The following is a 19,710-nucleotide window of genomic DNA, read 5'->3' on the forward strand; positions in this document are numbered from 1 at the left end:
TACACCAGCAGTTTCTATTGATAAATAGTTAGTATATATGCATTGTACAGTTTTTTACTTGATTTAACAATTAGAGATTACAACTAAAAGTAATATTAAATACTCTCAACTTTAAACTGTTCTTCACACCACAGTTTAATACTTGCTGCTGCTTTTATTATATTGTCGGCACTTACATTAAATTTATATCGATTATCTGAGCTATTACTATAACCATACAAAGGATCATAATAATCAACTAGTAGTATTCTTACTAGTTCAGCTATTTGATTATTATTTAAACAATTTAATAAATAATTAACTTTTTCATTGCCTAAATTTCTATTTAACTTACTTATAGATTTGGCTAATTCATCTACTTTAATTATGCTTGGGCCATATTCATCAATTATTCTCTCAATTCGTTTTTCAACTGTAGTGTAGGCATGAATATGGGTACCCTCTTTCATTTTGGTAAAAAATTTATTAGGTAAATTTATTTTACCAGTTCTTCTACTCTCACATTCTACAATAATATATGGCTCATTTTGCAGCCTAAGCAACTCATCGAATAATCTACTATCAAACATCTTTTGAGTTGGCTGATTTCCCAAACCAACACTGCCAAATGCACTTCCACGATGATTAGCTAAAGCCTCTATGTCTATAACAGGGGCATTTTTCTTCAACTCATTTAAAATAAGAGTTTTACCAACACCTGTTAAACCATGTAAAACAACTATTTCATTTGTAGGAAATAGAGTTAAATAATCCGAAACCTTTTTTCTGTATGCTTTATAACCACCCATTAATAGCTTATGTGGAACTTTAACTAATTGCAAAACACTACTTAAACTTTGACTTCTCATACCTCCACGTGCACAGTATAAAATTAGTGTATGACGTTCACTTAATTCAATTAATTGATTAACTATGTTCATTAACTTGGGAGTTACATAAGCAAGTCCGGCTCTTCTTGCAATAACAGGGCCTTTATTTTTATGAACAAGCCCTATTTCATGTCGTTCTTGGTCATTTAAAATTGGTATATTTACTGAATTAGGTATATGAAATTGCGCGTATTCACTTGGTGAGCGTACATCAATAAATAATTTATTATCTATCTTTAAGACCTCTTCAATTGTTATATGCATTGATTTATACATTATATATCTCCTTTAACTACCCATTAAAGCCTATTTTAACGCAAAATGATTTAAAATAAAAACCCAGTTTTAGTTTAGTTCTTTATTACTAAAGTAAAACTGGGTTGCAACTTTATTTTAGTAATAATAATAAATTGATATTATTGCCAAAATTGGTTGACTTAGTTAGCGATAATGTACTTGCTTACTTACGCTCAAATGTAGCACAGTCTGTCATTTGATTTGTGCTAGCATTACGTGGCTCAATGTTAATATGTGATGCGTTACAATAATCACCAGTTTTATAATGCTTACATGTGTTAACTATGCAGCGTACTACAGGACCTTGTGTACTTTTATGCATTTGCTAATCACCCCCATTATAGAGTGTGATAAAAACAAGACTTTTAATACTGTAATATATTCCATATAAAATTTAAAAAAGAAAAATGCCACTTAAAATAGCAGCATTAATTACTAATGACAATTTATTTAATTTTTTTTACTCTTAACAATCTCATAGCATTTAGAATAACTACTAAAGCCGCTCCAGTATCGGCCATTACAGCTATCCATAAAGTCAACCAACCAGGAAATACTAAAAATATGGCAATTATTTTTACAATTAATGCAAAGTAAATATTTTGTTTAATTATGCCTAGTGTTTTTTTACTTAACATCATGGTATATGGCAACATTTTTAAATCATCCGCCATTAACACAATATCTGCTGTTTCGAGTGCAGTATCTGTTCCTGCTCCACCCATGGCAATACCAACGCTAGCAGTAGCTAAAGCTGGGGCATCGTTAACACCATCGCCAACCATTGCTACATTTTCATATTTATTTATCAGCTCTGTTACAGCATTAACTTTTTCATTTGGTAAAAGATTAGCTCTGTAATCGCTAAGCTTTAATTTTGCGGCAATTGCTTTTGCTGTTTTTTTGTTATCGCCAGTAAGCATAATAACATTTTTAATACCTGTTTTTTTAAGCTTAGCAATTGTAGCTATGCTTTCATCACGTAACATATCTGCCACAGCAATTAAACCTACAACTTTATTATCATAAATTACTATCATAGTTGTGTTTCCACCTTGCTGAAGCTGCTCTATTTCAGTATTAAAAAGATTTAAGTCAAACTTTAACTCATCTTGAGCATAGTTTGGTTTACACACTATACATTCTTTAGCTTTTATTATTGCTTTTACACCATTACCTGTTAGTGACTCAAAGTTTTTGCGAGGTAAATATTCTATATTATTACTGTTAGCATACATCACTATAGCCTTGGCTAATGGATGTTGTGAGGCCTCTTCAACTGTGGCCGCTAATTGTAGTACCTCGTTTTTAGTTAAATCTGCTACCGAAATAATTTTAGTTACTTTAGGTTCGCCTTTAGTTAGTGTTCCTGTTTTATCTAAAGCTACAGCATTAATTTTACCAGCTAACTCTAAACAAGCACCACCCTTAATTAACACACCATTCTTAGCTGCATTTCCAATTGCCGAAACTATTGATACTGGTGTTGAAATTACTAAAGCACAGGGGCAAGATACTACCAATAAAGATATGCCACTATACAACATTTTAGTAAAGTCCGCATTAAAAAACAGGCTTGGAATAGTGACTATTGCTAAAGCTATTACAATTACAGCTGGGGTATAATATTTAGCAAATATATCTACAAATTGTTGAGAAGGAGCTCTTTTTGATTGGGCTTCTTCTACTAGGTCTATAATTTGATCTAGGGTTGTATTACCAACACACCTTGTAACCTTAATTTCTAAATAACCCTCTTCATTAATTGTACCTGCATATACAATATCGCCAATATTCTTTGAGACAGGCATAGATTCACCCGTAATAGGTGCCTGATTAACGCTAGAGTAACCATTAATAACCTCACCATCTATAGCAATTCTAGTACCCGGCTTGATAATAACAATATCGTTCAAAACAATCTCTTCTACAGCTAACTCTACTTCTTCACCATTTCGTTTAACCAGTGCCACTGGGGGAGCTAAATTCATTAAGGATCTAATTGATTGCCTGGTTTTATCCATAGAATAAGTCTCTAACATTTTACCTATTGTAAATAAAACCGTTACAGTTGTTGCCTCAAATATTTCACCTAAATATAAAGCACCCAAAACAGCTATTACCATTAGTACATTCATGTCCAGAGCCATTTTATTTTTAAGAGCCATAAAGGCAGACTTAGTAGGATAAATAGCACCAAAGAACAGCCCTATATATAGTAGTGCATCCTTAACATTTGTAGCACCATTTACCAAACTTACAATAATACCTGCTAGCCAAAACAATGTTGCAATTCCAGTAATAATTGATTTTGGCTCTTGATACCAGGGTTTAAATTTTAAACGTTCTCTACTAGATTTTCTAAAAGCAACTTTATAACCCATTTTTTGTACAGTTTTTATTACATCTTCTTTATCTATATCATGAACAACCTTTAGTATTGATGTACTGAAATTATAAGAAGCATAAGATACACCATTTAAAAGAGCAACTGCCCTCTGCACACCTTTGGCGCACTCTGGTCAATCCACACCACTTACCACAAAAGACTGTGCTTTATCTTTAAGATCTAAGGGTATACTTCCACCTGTATCACTACTGTCAACGCTTATATGACTACTATTATGACCAGCACAACTACAACTCTCATCATGATGATGGTGGTGGTGGTGATTATCATGCTGATGTTCATTACCACAGTCATGGTTTTCTTCGGTAATAGTTGCTTTGCTTTCACCATGGTGATGCCCACAATTACACTCAGTTAATCCATGTTTGTGTACATGTTTATGATTATCTTCAAACTCCGCTTTTGACTCATTATTGCTTATATGTTTCTCTCCCAAGTTTTTGCTACTCATATTTAGCACCTCTTTATATATGTTTTAAATGCTCAATACCAAGCTTTATTAATCCCTCTACATGATCGTCATCAAGTGAGTAAAATACCTGTTTACCAACTTTACGGTACTTAACCAATCTTGCAGCCCGTAAATATCGTAAATGATGTGACACATTAGATTGTGATGTTTCTAGTAACTCACTAAGATGAAACACACATAACTCTCTTAAAGATAATGCATACATTAATTTACTACGGGTTTCATCAGCTAGCGCTTTAAACAAGTCTCCTAATCCATTAAGCTCTTGTACTAACGGCTTAATATCGTCTACATTATTACTACACTCTTCATTACTATTTATAAACTCATTTGTCATTTAATCACCTACATATCAATATATGAATACGTGTTCATATATTATTATATTCTTATCTTATGTTTTGTCAATACAATTCTACAAAAATTTGTTGACTAACATTGCGATGGAGTTGGCATGCCTGTAGCATACGGCTTGGGCTTGCCTTTGGCAAGCGGGGTGGATATTTCTAAAGAAATATGGTTTAGACTTCGTGGAATAATACTATAAAAATAAAAAAACGCTAATTAGCGTTTTATGATTACCGTAAGCATTTTATTGCGCACCCCGTCAAGAGCGATAGCTCAAGCCCACTCCGTATTTAACTTATTAAATACCCCCACCGTGAGTTTTAACTAAAAAAACCACCACCTCAATCTGTGGAGCTTTTATCAACGCAGATTATCTAATATTACATAAACTATTGGTATAAAAACTAAAGTTAGCAAGGTTGCAAGGCTGAGTCCAAAGATAACTGTTATGGCCATAGGGGCTAGGGCTTCTGCACCTTCTCCTATGCCTAAGGCTAGCGGTATGAGCCCTAAAACAGTGGTTAAGGTTGTTATTAAGATAGGCCTTAGTCTTATTGATCCGGCGTTAATAATGGCGTTATATCTGTTTTCTCCACTTGCCCGACGCGTGTTTATGTAGTCAACTAACACTATGGCATCGTTAACTACTACTCCAGCTAATATTGTAGCTCCTATTAAGGCTGGTACGCTAAGTGCTTTACCTGTAATAAACAAGCCAAAAGCTCCTCCAGACAAAGACAAAGGAACCGCAAACATAATGATAAATGGGTAAAGCAATGACTCAAACTGGGAGGCTAAAACCATATACACTAATACTACAGATAATAACAAAGCCCTCGAAAGATCTTTTAACGATTTGGTCATTTCACTAAACTCTCCCCCAAACTCGTAAGAATAACCACTAGGTAAAGAGTATTTATCAAGCTCTGCTTTTATTGCATTGGTTACCGAGTTTAAATCTCGTTTATAGATTTGCGAGGATACCTCTGCTACTCTTGCTTGGTTTTCTCTTATTATAGACTCTGGACCAGGCACCTCGGTGATGTTAGCTATGTGGCTTAGCTGTATAACTATTCCTACAGGTGTAGGAATCATAATCTCTCCCAGCTTTTTTATGCTATTTCGATTTTTTTGTTCACCTTTAATTATAATATTAATTTCATTAGCATCATCAGTATAACGACTTATTGTACTACCACTTATTAAGGATCTAACATAACCCCCTATTTGAGCAGTTGTTAAACCATATTTACTGGCAATTTTTTGGTTTATTATTATCGAAACCTCAGGTATACCACGCTGCATATTAGATTTAACCATTCTTGTACCCTCTACTTTGGATACTATATTAACTATATCGTTGCTGATATCTTCGAGTACATTGAGTTCCTTTCCTTTAATTACAATATTTACAGGATTACCCATTATATTTTTTGTTGCCATAGATGCTACACTAATATTTATTTTTACATCTGTAACATCCTTTAAGATGTTTCGGGTAATATCAGCAACCTCGGATGTTGTGATAGCTTTTTGCTTTTTAGTTATAACTGTAATAATGGCACTTGACCTGTTAACAGATGTATATGTAGTATCTACTTCAGCTAAAGATTTTACCTTTTCTTCAATATCAACTATGGTATTCTCTATGTTTGTTATGTTTTGTCCTGGTGGAAATTCTGCATTTATGGTAAAGTTCCCTTGATCCATTTGAGGGAAATATTCAGCACCCACAAAATAAAGACTACTAATACAACTAACAAAAACTAGTACTCCAATTACAATTGTTCTGCGGGGGTATTTTAATGCTAATTTAAGAATTTTTTTGTAGCCTTTAACTACTCGCAAATAAATCCTGTTTAAAGGCTTTGCTTTAAATGTTTTATCTTTATAGGACTGTTTGATTTTCATAAATTTAGATGCCAACATGGGAATTAACGTAAGTGAAATTCCCAGTGATGCTAGTAGTGAAAGTGTTACTGTTAAAGCTAACTCTCTAAATATTTCGGAGGTAATACCCCCAATAAACACTATTGGTAAAAATACAGCTACCGAGGTTAGGGTTGAAGCGGTTACAGCCATAGCAACTTCTCCTGCCCCTTTTATGGCTGCGTTTTTTTTATCTTCACCCTGTTCACTCATTCTAAAAATATTCTCTAAAACAACTATAGCATTATCAACCAGCATACCAATTGCTAAAGCTAACCCACCCAAAGTCATGAGGTTAAGGGTAATGCCATTAAAATACAATAAAACAAAGGTGCCTATTATAGATATAGGTATTGCTACAGTTATTATTAAAGTTGTTTTAATATTTTTAAAAAACAATAACAATACAAGGGCAGCCAAAATTGAACCTAATATAGAATTTTCTACAAGCTGACTTATAGATTTTTGAATATACTCTGCTTGATTTATGATAGGAACAATTTCATATTGACTGTAGCTTTCTTTAAGCTCTTTTATTTGAGCAATAACCTCTTTGGCAACAGAAACAGTATTTGTACCAGCTTGTTTTTGAACAGATATATTAATGCAACGATGACCATTTAAGCGGTTTAAACTGCCACTATAATCATTTACTAAAAGTACATCTGCTACTTCACTTAGTGGTATAGTGCTACCATTCATTAAAGTAATGCTAAGACTTTTAATATCTTCTATACTTTTAAATGTACCCTCTACTCTAATTGCCAAATCTTGGTTTCCTTTTTTAACAGATCCTCCAGGCAGACTTAAATTGTTAGTGGCAATTATTTGAGATATTGTACTCATACTTAAGCCATATTTTTTTAGCTTGAGTTCGTTTGCTATTACCTCAACTTGTTTTTTATATCCCCCAGATATTGATACAGACGCAACACCATTAATCCTTTCCAAGCTAGACTTAATAACATCATTAGAAAAACTCTGCAGTTGATATAAGTCCGACGCCCCTGTAACAGATATTTGAATAATAGGAAGGGTATTTGGATCTAGCTTTAAATACATAGGATTACTAGCCTCAGTTGGCAGTAACCCCTTTATTAATTCAATTTTTTCTCTTAGCTCTAAGCTAGTAGTATCCATATTGGTTCCAAATTTAAACTCAGCAATAACTACCACTCTGCCTTCAGACGAAATTGAACGAACCTTTTTTACATTGCTTATTGTACCAATAGCCCCCTCCAAAGGGATTGTGATAAGATTCTCCATTTCTCGAGGACCAGTTTCAGGGTAGTTAACAGAGACGGCTATAATAGGGAACTCAATATTAGGTAATAGGTCAATAGGTAATTTAGCTAAAGAAACAAAACCCAGCAAAATAACTGCAAAGGTTATCATAACAATGGTTATAGGTCTTTTAACTGCAAAGCGTGATAAAAACATACTATTCCTCCACAACCACTTTTACTTTTCTACCATGAGATAAATAAAACTGACCTTTAACAACTAATTCATCACCATTATCTAGTCCCTCACTAATAATAGTTAAATCATTGTTTTCTGTTGCTTTTTTTACCTCTCTTTTATAGGCAATACTATTTTTTATTATGTAAACAAAGCTTTTATAGTCCTCTACAAAAATACACTGCGAGGGAATTGCAATAACCTCTTTATGGCAATCTGTATCTATTACAACCTCAGCATACATACTAGACTTCACTTTATGAGGTGTGTTAGTTAATTTAACTTTAATAGGGTATAACATACTGTTGAAGTTCTTTAAAGAGCTTACACTAATTACTTCTCCAGTTGTACTATAGTCAGCAGCTGGTATCCAAACTTCAACTATTGTGTTTTCTTTTATGCTATTTATATAGCTTTCAGAAACCTCCAAGTTTATTATAGGACTTTTCATATCTAGGATTACAATAGAGGGTTGTTTATTAGGAACCATTCCAGTACTGTGAACATTAACAAAAGATACTAATCCGCTCTCTAAAGCTCTCACAGTTGTGGATTCATAAGCCTTTTTAGCTATCTCAAAATTAGTTTTAGCTTGCTCCATAGCCTGATAAGCAATTTCAACCGGTTGACTAGAGGCAAAGTACATTACTTGTTGATATTCTTCACTAGATATTCTTTTCTTTTTATATAATTGAGTGGCACTATCTAAATTTTGTTTGGCTAAAGCTACTTGATTTGAAACAGATTTATAGTTTGAATAGGTTTTATTTAAAGCTTGTTCAGCATCATTTAGCTGTTGTTCTATTAAGCTACTATCTAAACTAAAGAGTTTTTGATTTTTTTTAACATAGTCACCCTCACTTACATATACTTTACCCACCTTACCTACCATATTAGCAATAATTGGTATAGTTTTATTTGGTTCAATTAAACCCCCAAGTGTAATGTTGTTTGTAATAGTTTTAGTGTTGACAATTATTGTTTCTACAGGAACATAGTCCTCTACTATTTGTTTTGGAGCATTAGAAAAGGTACAACTAGTTAATGAGAATATTAATAAAAAACAACATGCTAAAAAAATAAGCCTTTTTAATTTAGCCATAAAAATCCACCCAACTTTTCTTAAGATTGCCTTAATTCCAGATTTTTTCAATATTTTATTGTTTGAGTATTTTAGATTATTTATTCGTTTTTTATTAACAGTTTCAGTATAATTTCATTTAATTAAAGCTGCAGAATGTCTAAATAATTAGGGGTTATTTTTAATAGACGGAATGCCTTTAATAAACAAAATAGGTTATCAAAATACACAAAGAAATTACCCAAAGGAGATTGTTTATCTGTTGAAAATTAAGGTATTACAAAAAAAACAGACCACTGCAAGCAGTGACCTGTTTTATTTTTATTTTACCATCTACTTCTTTCAAAGTCGTGAAATCTGGTTCCTTGATATGTAAGCATACCAATATCACCCTCAACCATTTCACCATATTTTTCACCACTTACATGTAGCTCTATTCTGTCTCCATTTTCAAACTCAAAGGTAACGTAATAAGATGTTCTACTACGACTATGGTGATGGGTTCCTGTTCCACTATGGGAACTCCAATTATGGGTTCTTTTACTCACTACGTTAACTGACTTTGTTTCTTTCGGTTTAGAATTATTAGATGACCATAAAGCTATTCCCCTAAACATTGATACAATAAAAGTACATATCACAATGCCAAATATTAAAAAGAATATTATCTCAAAGCCGCCGCCAAACATAAAATTATTCATTAAGATATTCTCCCTCTAAAAACTCCACAACAATAATTATATACCCTTAATAATACAGGCTCAAACTTCAAAATTATTACTGTAATAAAAGTTTTTAAGTAGCTAATGTTTTTATGTCCTTTACTCTTTTACCCAATTTATCTTTAATATATATTAATGACAAGATTGTTAATAATAACATAACGCTAGCCAACACTAAATGGGTATTAAAAATTGATGTATTATCCTTTAATATTCCTAACAGCGGAAACATTAAACTACCAGCTAACCTAGTCACCAAACTAATAAATGATAAAACTGTAGCTCGCATATTGCTTTCAATATGTTTATTAAAGTACTTACGAGTTATGGGTGAATATAATCCTCTAGCAACTTGTTGAAGAAGGATTGCAAACGAACCAATCCATATTTTTGTTACTCCTAAAAGTAAAAAAGATACAATCAATAAAGCAGATAAAAAAGATAAAGTCCTCTTTTTAGTATAAGCCATTATTTTATGACAATTACGTGAGGTTAATGCTGCAACAACATTAAATAAAAAGAACATTATCCCAATATATCTTACAGGAATATTTACAGTAGTCATGTAAGGTTGAAATAAAAAAAATCCCATTCTATAAAAAACAAAAAATACTGTTACATATACTAATAAAGCCTTTACTTTTTTATGAGTAAAAGTAAAATAAGCGCTATCAGCTACCTGTTTAAAGTACGACTTTTTCTCACTGTTTTCATGTTTTTTTACTTCTGGTTCTTTAAACAACATTATAATTAGGATAGAGGCACAAACAAATACTGCTGAAAAAATCATAGGCAAATGTTCATTATACTCATACAAAAATCCAGCAGCAATAGAGCCTAATGCCTGTACCCAAAAAAGTCGGGACTGGGCTAACCCTGCAATGCGTTGAAATTCATTTTCTTGCTTAAGCTCTAGTAAACTATCGTATAACAAGGCTGTATCTGCACCAGAGTTAAAAGCAAAACCTAAAGCAAACAATACTTCTGCAATTAAACAGCCCCAAAAACCCCGGGCAGTAACATAAAATGCTAGGCTTATAGCTATAAAAGATGAGCCCAATATAAGACTAGCTTTTCTACTCCAATAGTCTGCAACTGCTCCAGTAGGAACCTCAAAAATTACAGTAGCTATTGCTGCTATAGAGCTTAATAGCATAACCTGTTTAAAATCTAACCCCTTTACATTTAGCAAATACAACATAATTATTGGTCCAATAATTATAGCCCCTGATAACATTTTATAAAGATAAAATCTCTTTATGTTCTTGTATACCGACATAACATATCCTCCCTTAACAATTCTTTAAGCAGTGTTTAAAGCTGATGTTTTACAGTTTTTTATGCCCCTAGTTGTTTTAAATTCATTGATAGATTTATGTATAAAAACTGTGCAGATAGTAACATGATCCCATTTGGTACTTACAACTACAAAAAAGCCTGAAGAGAGTCTCAAAATGTGAGACTCGTCCTTCAGGCTTTTATCCTAAAAGTGTTGTGTTTAATATAACACATTGTATCGCTCGGACCTGTCACATAAAAGTCGGAACCCTAGATACACTCTCAATATATTTTTATGAATTATATAGCATGGTTTATATCATGTCAATACAATTAGTAATATTTATACTAATTTTATTTAATTATATTATACCGCAAAATTATCCATTCAAATAAACTAACATCATTATATTTTAGTTCTCTTCTGAAATATCTGTACTCAAAAATTTGCATTTCTTATTTTACTTTTACCTATCGACTTTTTATTAACTCTAGTGTTTTGAAAGTGTGTTTTATTGTTTACTGCCTTAAAATAACCTAAATTAGTATACTTTACTTTATAAACGCAACTCATACATTTTTAATAATTGTCTTAAGATGTTAACATGATTTGCAAGAAGTAAATAAGGTGGTTTTAAGTTTTTGGTATCATTTTTAATAACCTTTAAATCATATATTCGCTCAAATATTAAGTGTTTAAGAATATATAACAGCCTTTTAGCCATTACATCACTAATTTGAGCTGTTTTTCCAAGCATTAATATATCACATAATATTTTACCTTTGTTAATAAATGTTAATATTTAATATTTTATTATTCTATTTAGCAACATTGCTAAATCAGTTGGGTTTTCTAACATAGGAAAATGACAACTATTATTGATTATCCATAATGCTATTTTATCTTTAAGTGGAGCTGACCAATTCAATTCTTTTTCCACAGCATGGTAATCATTAAGTCCTCTATCACCGTAAACTGCGTGTAAACTACACCTTAGCTGTAATACTTGTTCGGTTACGTTTAGTTGTTTTAGTTTTGAGCCAAGAATAGGTGAATATAAACCTTGTTCTTTTTTAAGCATAGTAATAATCTTAGCTTTTAGTTTTTTATTAGTATGTTCCATTAGCAAATTCTGAAAAAAATCTTGGGGACTCTTAATAAATGACTCAATAAAAATAACTTGCTTAATGTTTAGATTTATTTCAGCCAATTTTAAGGCAACTAAACCTCCCATACTATGCCCAACCACAGTATGATAGTTATGACTTTTTACTATATCATTAACCCAGTTAACATAGTCATTAATATCTGTAAAATTAGCTAGCTGTTCTTTAGGCCATTCTAAAAAATCAGGTTCTATAATATGATTTAGGCTATGCTTTATCTTGCTCCAAATTAAAGGTTTACAAGCATAACCACTTAAAAATAATACTTCGCTCACTTCTCTCACCTCTTTTTAAAACATTATACATAATAATACTATTATAATCAAACAATTTAATGTTTTGTTATAATAAATTAATGTAAATAAAAAAAGACTATAACTAGCTTTAAAGCTAATTACAGTCCTATTAGTTTTGTTACTACTTACAATGGTATTTATTTAGAGTAAATTTTAACAATATCAATTAAAACATCAACAGCTTTTTCCATAGATTGAATAGGAATAAACTCTTTTTTACCATGGAAATTATGACCACCTGTAAACAGGTTAGGGCAAGGTAGACCCATAAACGATAATCTGGCACCATCTGATCCACCTCTAATGGGTTCAATAATTGGCTCAATATCATTTCTTTTTAAAGCCTCACAAGCATTATCTATTAAATGCATATTTGTTACTATTTTTTCGCTCATATTTCTATAAGAATCCATCAGATTTAAATCTACTGTGCCTTCGCCATACACATCGTTTAAAAATTTAGCAACCTGTTGCATTAGTTGTTTTTTATTTTCAAACTTAGTTCGGTCATGATCCCTAACAATATAGGTCATTTCAGCAGAATCAACATTACCCTTTAGATTGGTTAAATGATAAAATCCTTCATATCTCTCAGTAAATGCTGGGCGTTGGTTAACAGGCAACATTGCATTTAGCTCCATAGCTATTAAAAGTGCACTTTTCATTTTATTTTTAGCAGAGCCTGGATGAATATTTATGCCATTAATTTTTATTTTAGCTGTAGCCGCATTAAAGTTTTCATAATCTACACCACCAATTTTACCACCATCAACTGTATAACCATAATCTGCACCAAACTTTTTAACATCAAAATTAACTGTTCCTCTACCTATCTCTTCATCTGGGGTAAAGGCAATTTTTATGGTACCGTGTTTAACATTGTTATTGTTTAATAAATATTCAGCCATAGCTAAAATCTCTACCATGCCAGCTTTATTATCTGCACCTAAAAGTGTTGTTCCATCAGAGGTGATTATATCTTGTCCCACATAATCATTTAACACTGGGTATTCTGTTGCAGATAAAATTATATTTTGCTCTTTATTAAGAACTAAATCTCCACCCTGATAATTATTAAATATTTGAGGCTTAACATTAGCTGATGGAACTGAATTAACAACATCAAGATGAGCTACAAAACCAATAACAGGAATATTATTTGTAGTATTGGCAGGAATTGTAGCCATAATTACACCGTTTTCATCAATATGCGCATCTAACAAACCCATTTCTACCATTTCTTTAACAACATCTTTACCAAATGCCAACTGTCTCTTGGTACTTGGTGATGTTATTGATTCTGCATCGGAGGCTGTATCTACTTTTACATACTTTAAAAAACGATCTATCATATTTTTATAGATTTGTTTCATTTTATATCTCCTTTTTTAATAGGCTTAAACTTTATTTTTTATCATTTTTTTAAAGAGAAAAGAATGTTTTAAAACACTCATATAGGTAATAATTATCTAATACTCCACCAAGCTCTCTAATCGAGTGCATTGCTAACATTGGGTTACCAATATCTACAGCCCTTACATCCAATAAGCTAGCAACTATATTGCCAATTGTTCCACCACTACGGGCATCATTACGGTTGTGAAACTCTTGGTAAGGGATATTAGCTTTTTCACATACAGACTTAAAAACCGCCCCAGAATCAGCATCTGTTGTGTACTTTTGACCATGATGTACCTTTATAACTGGACCACCGTTAATGACAGGGCGATGAGTTGCATCGTGTTTATCTGTAGCATTTGGGTGCACAGCATGAGCCATATCGCAGGAAATAAAGAACGATTGATAACGTGCTCTATGAAATTCTTCGGTATTTTTATTAAGGCCAAGCATTATTCTCTCTAATAAGGTGTACATTAGTGATGATCCTGCACCCTGTTTTGTTCTACTGCCTATCTCTTCGTTATCAAAACAAGCAGCAATAGTTGTTGATTTTGTTGCTTCACAAGCAGCTATTGACTGTAAAGCTGTATAACTCATGGCAACGTCATCTAGCCTGCCAACAGAAACTAACTCTTTATTTATGCCTGTTAACATACCCTTTTGTAGTTCATACAAGTATAAGTCAAAGCCTAAAATATCTTCTTTAGCAACATTACACTCTTTGGCTACTTTAGTTATAAACCAATCTTTTGCCAAATTATCGTCAGTAGCAATGCCTAAAAATGGTAGTAAATCTTTTTGAGGATTGTATTTAAAACCATTGTTTATTTCGCGATTTTGGTGAATTGCTATATTGGGAATAATGGCGATTGGCTCACGTATATCCACTGTAGTTATATGAGGTTTAAAAGGGTTATTCGACTTTGTGCTTACTCTACCAGCTATAGCTAATGGGCGGTCTAACCAGGTACTGTAAATTGGGCCACCATAAACCTCTACATTAAGCTTTAAGTATTTTTTTTCAGCAAGCATTTCTGGAATAGCTTTAATCTTTAATGCTGGGGCATCTGTATGTGCTCCTACAATTTTAAAACCATGCTCTTCTGGCTCTCCTGTACCAACTATAAAGGCAACTAAAGTTGAGCCATTACGGGTAATATAGTATTTTCCACCACGCTTTAAACTCCATGTTTGTGTTAACTCAAGCTGCTTAAATCCCTTATTATTAAGTAATTGTTTTCCGCCTTCTACTACATGATATGGCGATGGATTAATATCTAAAAAATCTACTAGGTTCTGTGAAAATTGTTGTTCTTTATTCATTTTTATTCTCCTTATATGTTTTGAGATAAAGCAATGCGAATGGCCTTATCCATTAACCATGGGGTACGCTCTAATAAGTCCTTTTTATAAACACGCTCAGTATACATGTGTAAGTCTTTGCCCCAAGGTCCTAAATTTATAGATGGAATTTGGAGCTTTGCAATACTGCTTAGAGGTATATCATAGGTTTTCCCCCATAATGGCATATTAGGCACAAGGTAGGGAATTACCTCAGTAGCGTCTTGTAATGAAGCATAACTCATATCTGAGATTGCAGTATAAAAATGCTGAAGCTTCATTTCTTCATTAAATTTTTCGGTATAGAGATTTATTAATTTTTGCTCTATATTAACAACTGCATCACTTAAATTATCCATTCGGGCATTTACAACATGAGGATAATATGGTGGTGCAAATGCTATTATAGCTAATGGGCGTTTATGTGGCAAAGTGTTTACAATAAACTGAATTAATAATGATGTAGCTTGTGTCATATCATATTCTTTATTGCGTAAAGAAATTTGCACTTTTTCAAGCTCTTTATGCCACTCATTTTCAAATTCTTTACCACCATTATCTACAGCCTGTTGATATATTTCTGCAAAGCTATACACCTCGCACGACCAGTCATTTTTAGGTGACTGCCCATAGTGTTTGTGATAGGCTTTGTTATACCTGTTTAAACAGCTTTCAAAAGAGTCTGTAACAATTTGCTTTAATCCCTTTAGCACTTGCTCTGGTGACATTGTAAAGGTTAAAACGCTAGTATAACCAAAAGCAGTCTCTGGTAATGACACATCATAACCCTTTTTACCGTCTCTAAAATACATCCAAGTTGGTGGTGGTGCTAGCTCGCCTTTAAATGAATCACTATAGTCTTGGTTTAGCTCCATTCTATTAGCAACTTCACTTAATAAAGCTACTGGACTAAAGCCCTGAAAAACATTTCCAATATGAGCTCTTACACCCCTTACAAATACTGATGGCATTATTTTTCCAATACTTCCACCATATAGAATGGCTTGATCGTCCCTGTTTCTTACATGGGTTTCAACATCAATCAGCAAAGTATATTGCAGGTCATATTTATTATGTAATTCTGTTAACAAATTTACTGAGCTACGCATACCAGCCGATAGTGTCTCTTCATCGGGTACAGATAAATACACAATATTGCCCTCAAAATCTTTTTCGATACTGTATTGCTCAAGCAATGCTAACTGAATTGCAGCTCCACCTTTCATGTCTGCTACACCACGTCCAAAAAACCACTCATTACTCTCTAAGTCTTTTGTACTTTCTTCATTTAACTTTAAATTTTTTAACTGCTTAACTAATTGTAAAGGTTTTGTAGAAATAGGCCTTAATGTGCCATAATCATGAGTATCTACAGTGTCGGAATGATTAATTAACACAACTGTTTTTGCTCCACTACCTTTAACAAAAGCCCAAGCAACCTTACGCTCTAAAAAGTCATTTTCGATATCATATAAACCACAATGATTTGGATTTTGTTTAAAATAATCCAATTCCTTAAATATGTTTATGTACTGCTGTGACATATTGTTTTCTTCTAAGGTTGCTGTTTCTGAAGGTACATTTACTAACCTTAACATCAACTGCTCAATTCTTTTTTTCATACGTTTATACCTCTCTAATTAAGCTATACAATCATTGTACTATAATAATGTGATTAGTATATTTGTAAAAAATACAATACTGTACTTATAAATAAGCTATTAAAATATATATTATACAAGCAAGTTAAATAACCTGCTTTACAGAGTACAGACTTTAAAATATTAACCAAAATTAAATTTAAACAAAAAAATAGTATAAGTCTTTTACGTGATAAAAGACCTATACCATTGTAATTAACATAAAAACAAATTAACTATTAAAACTTGTTAATAAACTATGTAACTTGCAACACCCTCTTTAGGTATTTTTACTACTCTTTTTTCTACTAAAATATCAGTTATTTTGGAGTATAAGAGATGATACCACCAAATAAAATACTCGTTAAAACTTATTTCATTTACATAAACTGACTTGCTGTAATTATTATAAATCATTGCTTTGTTTTTATTTAAAATTTTTATTAAGTCAGCTGTAATAATTTTAGCTATGTCATACCATAGGGTAAACTGCTGCTGACTTAAAATAGGGATACTGATAGATTTATCATTCATTATGCCTAATTTATTAAATCCATTAATATTCTGCTCACTTATTTCATAAGTATTGTAAGAATAATACTTAAGCAACTGCTCCAATAAATAAGATTTATTGCTTAATACATCTCTATGATTATTAATATTAAACCACTTAGTAAGTTGACTTTGATTAAGGTTATGAAAATTAATACCATTTCTTTTATTCCCATAAACCCCCAACTCCACAGTTCCATACGATTTAATCATATTTCCGTAAATTCTAAAAGCCTCAACTTCACTACTTGGATCTTTCTCTTGTATAGAATAATAATAATTCATAGTATTTCTTATAGTTCTTTTAGAACTCAAAAATAAACTCTCAACATAATCTATTTGAACTGCATCTAAGATTATATTACTTAATACCAAAAGTGAAATGTCTTCAAAATTAAACTGTTTAAAACATTTTAAACTTAGAGCCTGCTGTTTTATTTCACTTAAGCTACTTATAATTAAATCTGCAACTTCTATGTCGATATTAAGCAATTGATTATAAAGTTGTTTACCTTCATTAAGGGTTATAATCATAAAGTTTGGTACATAGGTATCTTTTACTTTAATTATTAAATCTTCATTTAATAATAGTCGTATTCTATTAAATAACTTAATATCATCCCAACCAAAATAGTCTTTAATTTCTGCTAATGATATTCTGCAATGTAATAAGATACACAAGGATTTGAGATTATTATTATTAATATTTATCTTAGGGTAATTTTCTCCTGAAGATATTATTTTAGTTTCAAAGTTATTTATTAAAATATTCTGTATATTTTTCATTCTTTATAGTCATTCTTTATGCTGTTACACAATAAAGTTATTTTTACACTTTTGACATGTTATTTTTAAGTTTTTCTTATCTTTTGGTACTCTTAGTCTTTGTTTACAATGAGGGCAATTTATTATTTTGTAATCAATTAATTGCATTAATTTTTGAATGTCTAGTCCTACAAAACTTTCGTTTCCTACTACAAAAGCAGGAACACCTCTTAAACCCTTAGTCATTAAAACATTTCTGGCATTTTCATCTGTACTAACATTATGCTCTGTAAATTTTAAACCATTTTGCCTAAGATACTCTCGGGCTGTATGACAATGTGGTCAAGTACTACTGGTATATAATTCAATATTAATCATTTACATCATCCTTACTTCATTATTAGTTTATACTACTTTGTAAAACTGAAAACATTTGTTCAATATGCTCTTGTAAACTTTTTTTATTAAATTGCTCAAAACAACTAGTAGTTAAATTGCCTCCATTTAGCCCTAAAGGAGCATTTTTTTGATAAGGACCTGCAATTCCGGTCATCATACCTTTAATACTAAATTGATTAAAACTTGTTTTAAACTTAAAGAAATACCATTCATATTTTTGAATACCATCTTCTGTTTCAAAAATGCAAACAAGCTCTAAATCCTCTGGAGCACAAGCAAATAAGCTATTATCTATTAACCATTTAACCATATCACTCTCCGCAAAAAATTCGGCAGTAATATAAGTACAAGGGAATTTATCTAGTAACCCTAGTTCATTTAAAGATTTATATAAACAGTTTCTAACCTCAGGATCTTGAGCCATTTTTATAAAATCTGACTTTCTTACATTACCATTAAGTTTAATAATAGCGATGGCTGCGTATAGTCTTATTTTCATATCACCAATACGCATAAAGGATCTTAACGCTGAAACAAAGTTCTCATCACCTATTTTTCCCGATAACTCTAATAACAAACAAGATGTTTTTCTAATTTTTAAATACTCTGGATTTTTAAATTTCCAATTTACACCATTTTGATGTCTATATTTACTTAGTGAGGTAGAGGCTACAATTAAATCTGCTATTAAGTTCTCTTTTAAGCTATTTATGTAGTTTACAGTAGCAACACTTACTACCTCTAATGCTAAACTATACATAGAATCTTTTAACTCTTTATTGCTAAAACAATCATTTATATTTTTTAAAAACTTAAAAGCAAGTTTTTTATTATTTTTAGTAATATCAAAAGGAATAGTATTTATACAATTTTTATTTTTAACTAGTAACTTAGCATACAGCTCAATAGATTCTTCACAATTTAAATAGTCCAAATACTTTAAGCTTGCTTGTTTAAGACTGCTATTCCATGATTCAAAACTAGCCTCAATATCAATCATTAGTTCAGGTCTTTTTTCAGCAAAAGCTAAATCAGCTAATAATGCGCTTAAGTCTTTATTAATATCCTTATAATCATTAGCTAAAACTAAAAGCTTTTTTCTTTCTGTTGTACTATATGATAACTCCCTAGCTTTATTAATATAGTTATGAATGTGTTCAAAGTCCCCAACCTTTAAGTACTGAATTAAACTAGACAAATTATCTAAGTGTTCCATACAAAAACCCCCGTACTGTCATGTGATTATTAAGAGAATATTCGTTATACTTTTGAGTTTTCCTGT

At 31.7% G+C, this 19,710-nt stretch carries 16 protein-coding genes and 1 pseudogene; all 17 read right to left on the bottom strand.

Annotated features, from left to right (window positions below):
* Window positions 1-95: 95 nt before the first annotated feature.
* The 17 genes and pseudogenes from mnmH to IMX26_RS06575 all read right to left on the bottom strand — a co-directional run bounded on the left by mnmH (window position 96) and on the right by IMX26_RS06575 (window position 19,644).
* Entirely contained in the window at window positions 96-1,145 is a 1,050-nt protein-coding gene (gene mnmH, locus IMX26_RS06495) for a tRNA 2-selenouridine(34) synthase MnmH (protein ID WP_195160864.1), read from the bottom strand.
* A 184-nt stretch (window positions 1,146-1,329) separates the two neighbouring features.
* Complete coding sequence (locus tag IMX26_RS06500; RefSeq protein ID WP_195160865.1) at window positions 1,330-1,488, bottom strand: DUF1540 domain-containing protein; 159 nt, start codon at window positions 1,486-1,488, stop codon at window positions 1,330-1,332.
* Between the two features lie 124 nt (window positions 1,489-1,612).
* Window positions 1,613-3,670: a heavy metal translocating P-type ATPase gene (locus IMX26_RS06505; RefSeq protein ID WP_195160866.1), complete on the bottom strand. Its 2,058-nt coding sequence runs from the start codon at window positions 3,668-3,670 to the stop codon at window positions 1,613-1,615.
* A gap of 18 nt (window positions 3,671-3,688) precedes the next feature.
* Window positions 3,689-4,027 (bottom strand): hypothetical protein, encoded by a 339-nt coding sequence (locus IMX26_RS06510; RefSeq protein WP_195160867.1) that lies wholly within the window; start codon window positions 4,025-4,027, stop codon window positions 3,689-3,691.
* A gap of 13 nt (window positions 4,028-4,040) precedes the next feature.
* Window positions 4,041-4,385, bottom strand: coding sequence for a metalloregulator ArsR/SmtB family transcription factor (locus IMX26_RS06515; RefSeq protein WP_195160868.1), 345 nt, complete (start codon window positions 4,383-4,385; stop codon window positions 4,041-4,043).
* A gap of 371 nt (window positions 4,386-4,756) precedes the next feature.
* Window positions 4,757-7,765, bottom strand: a complete 3,009-nt coding sequence (locus IMX26_RS06520) for an efflux RND transporter permease subunit (RefSeq protein WP_195160869.1) — start codon at window positions 7,763-7,765, stop codon at window positions 4,757-4,759.
* 1 nt (window position 7,766) lies between these two features.
* The gene (locus IMX26_RS06525; RefSeq protein WP_195160870.1) at window positions 7,767-8,888 is read right to left on the bottom strand and encodes an efflux RND transporter periplasmic adaptor subunit; all 1,122 of its coding nucleotides are present in this window, start codon (window positions 8,886-8,888) and stop codon (window positions 7,767-7,769) included.
* A gap of 305 nt (window positions 8,889-9,193) precedes the next feature.
* On the bottom strand, window positions 9,194-9,568 hold the full coding sequence (locus IMX26_RS06530; RefSeq protein ID WP_347707899.1) for a DUF2500 domain-containing protein: 375 nt from the start codon (window positions 9,566-9,568) through the stop codon (window positions 9,194-9,196).
* A gap of 94 nt (window positions 9,569-9,662) precedes the next feature.
* On the bottom strand, window positions 9,663-10,868 hold the full coding sequence (locus IMX26_RS06535) for an MFS transporter (RefSeq protein WP_195160871.1): 1,206 nt from the start codon (window positions 10,866-10,868) through the stop codon (window positions 9,663-9,665).
* Window positions 10,869-11,424: 556 nt separating this feature from the next.
* Window positions 11,425-11,625, bottom strand: a complete 201-nt coding sequence (locus tag IMX26_RS06540) for a hypothetical protein (RefSeq protein WP_195160872.1) — start codon at window positions 11,623-11,625, stop codon at window positions 11,425-11,427.
* A gap of 45 nt (window positions 11,626-11,670) precedes the next feature.
* Window positions 11,671-12,309 (bottom strand): alpha/beta hydrolase, encoded by a 639-nt coding sequence (locus IMX26_RS06545; protein WP_195160873.1) that lies wholly within the window; start codon window positions 12,307-12,309, stop codon window positions 11,671-11,673.
* Between the two features lie 158 nt (window positions 12,310-12,467).
* A complete protein-coding gene (pepT, locus tag IMX26_RS06550) occupies window positions 12,468-13,703 on the bottom strand; it encodes a peptidase T (protein ID WP_195160874.1) in 1,236 nt (411 codons plus the stop codon).
* A gap of 49 nt (window positions 13,704-13,752) precedes the next feature.
* Window positions 13,753-15,054, bottom strand: coding sequence for a M18 family aminopeptidase (locus IMX26_RS06555; RefSeq protein WP_195160875.1), 1,302 nt, complete (start codon window positions 15,052-15,054; stop codon window positions 13,753-13,755).
* Window positions 15,055-15,065: 11 nt separating this feature from the next.
* Window positions 15,066-16,694 (bottom strand): M20/M25/M40 family metallo-hydrolase, encoded by a 1,629-nt coding sequence (locus tag IMX26_RS06560; protein WP_195160876.1) that lies wholly within the window; start codon window positions 16,692-16,694, stop codon window positions 15,066-15,068.
* 267 nt (window positions 16,695-16,961) lie between these two features.
* Entirely contained in the window at window positions 16,962-18,050 is a 1,089-nt protein-coding gene (locus tag IMX26_RS06565) for a hypothetical protein (protein WP_195160877.1), read from the bottom strand.
* A 24-nt stretch (window positions 18,051-18,074) separates the two neighbouring features.
* Window positions 18,075-18,359: pseudogene (locus IMX26_RS17820) on the bottom strand (glutaredoxin family protein); the annotation flags it as partial.
* A 70-nt stretch (window positions 18,360-18,429) separates the two neighbouring features.
* Window positions 18,430-19,644, bottom strand: a complete 1,215-nt coding sequence (locus IMX26_RS06575) for a hypothetical protein (protein ID WP_195160879.1) — start codon at window positions 19,642-19,644, stop codon at window positions 18,430-18,432.
* Window positions 19,645-19,710 lie beyond the last annotated feature (66 nt).

The sequence above is a fragment of the Clostridium sp. 'deep sea' genome (assembly GCF_014931565.1).
Lineage (GTDB): Bacteria > Bacillota > UBA994 > PWPR01 > PWPR01.

Bases quoted from the DNA above. Each gene is read 5' to 3' on its own strand.
- IMX26_RS06540 (WP_195160872.1), bottom strand. From the start codon at position 11,625: ATGCTTGGAAAAACAGCTCAAATTAGTGATGTAATGGCTAAAAGGCTG.
- IMX26_RS06560 (WP_195160876.1), bottom strand. From the start codon at position 16,694: ATGAAAAAAAGAATTGAGCAGTTGATGTTAAGGTTAGTAAATGTACCT.
- IMX26_RS06530 (WP_347707899.1), bottom strand. From the start codon at position 9,568: ATGAATAATTTTATGTTTGGCGGCGGCTTTGAGATAATATTCTTTTTA.
- pepT (WP_195160874.1), bottom strand. From the start codon at position 13,703: ATGAAACAAATCTATAAAAATATGATAGATCGTTTTTTAAAGTATGTA.
- IMX26_RS06565 (WP_195160877.1), bottom strand. From the start codon at position 18,050: ATGAAAAATATACAGAATATTTTAATAAATAACTTTGAAACTAAAATA.
- IMX26_RS06575 (WP_195160879.1), bottom strand. From the start codon at position 19,644: ATGGAACACTTAGATAATTTGTCTAGTTTAATTCAGTACTTAAAGGTT.
- IMX26_RS06515 (WP_195160868.1), bottom strand. From the start codon at position 4,385: ATGACAAATGAGTTTATAAATAGTAATGAAGAGTGTAGTAATAATGTA.
- IMX26_RS06500 (WP_195160865.1), bottom strand. From the start codon at position 1,488: ATGCATAAAAGTACACAAGGTCCTGTAGTACGCTGCATAGTTAACACA.
- IMX26_RS06520 (WP_195160869.1), bottom strand. From the start codon at position 7,765: ATGTTTTTATCACGCTTTGCAGTTAAAAGACCTATAACCATTGTTATG.
- mnmH (WP_195160864.1), bottom strand. From the start codon at position 1,145: ATGTATAAATCAATGCATATAACAATTGAAGAGGTCTTAAAGATAGAT.
- IMX26_RS06535 (WP_195160871.1), bottom strand. From the start codon at position 10,868: ATGTCGGTATACAAGAACATAAAGAGATTTTATCTTTATAAAATGTTA.
- IMX26_RS06555 (WP_195160875.1), bottom strand. From the start codon at position 15,054: ATGAATAAAGAACAACAATTTTCACAGAACCTAGTAGATTTTTTAGAT.
- IMX26_RS06510 (WP_195160867.1), bottom strand. From the start codon at position 4,027: ATGAGTAGCAAAAACTTGGGAGAGAAACATATAAGCAATAATGAGTCA.
- IMX26_RS06525 (WP_195160870.1), bottom strand. From the start codon at position 8,888: ATGGCTAAATTAAAAAGGCTTATTTTTTTAGCATGTTGTTTTTTATTA.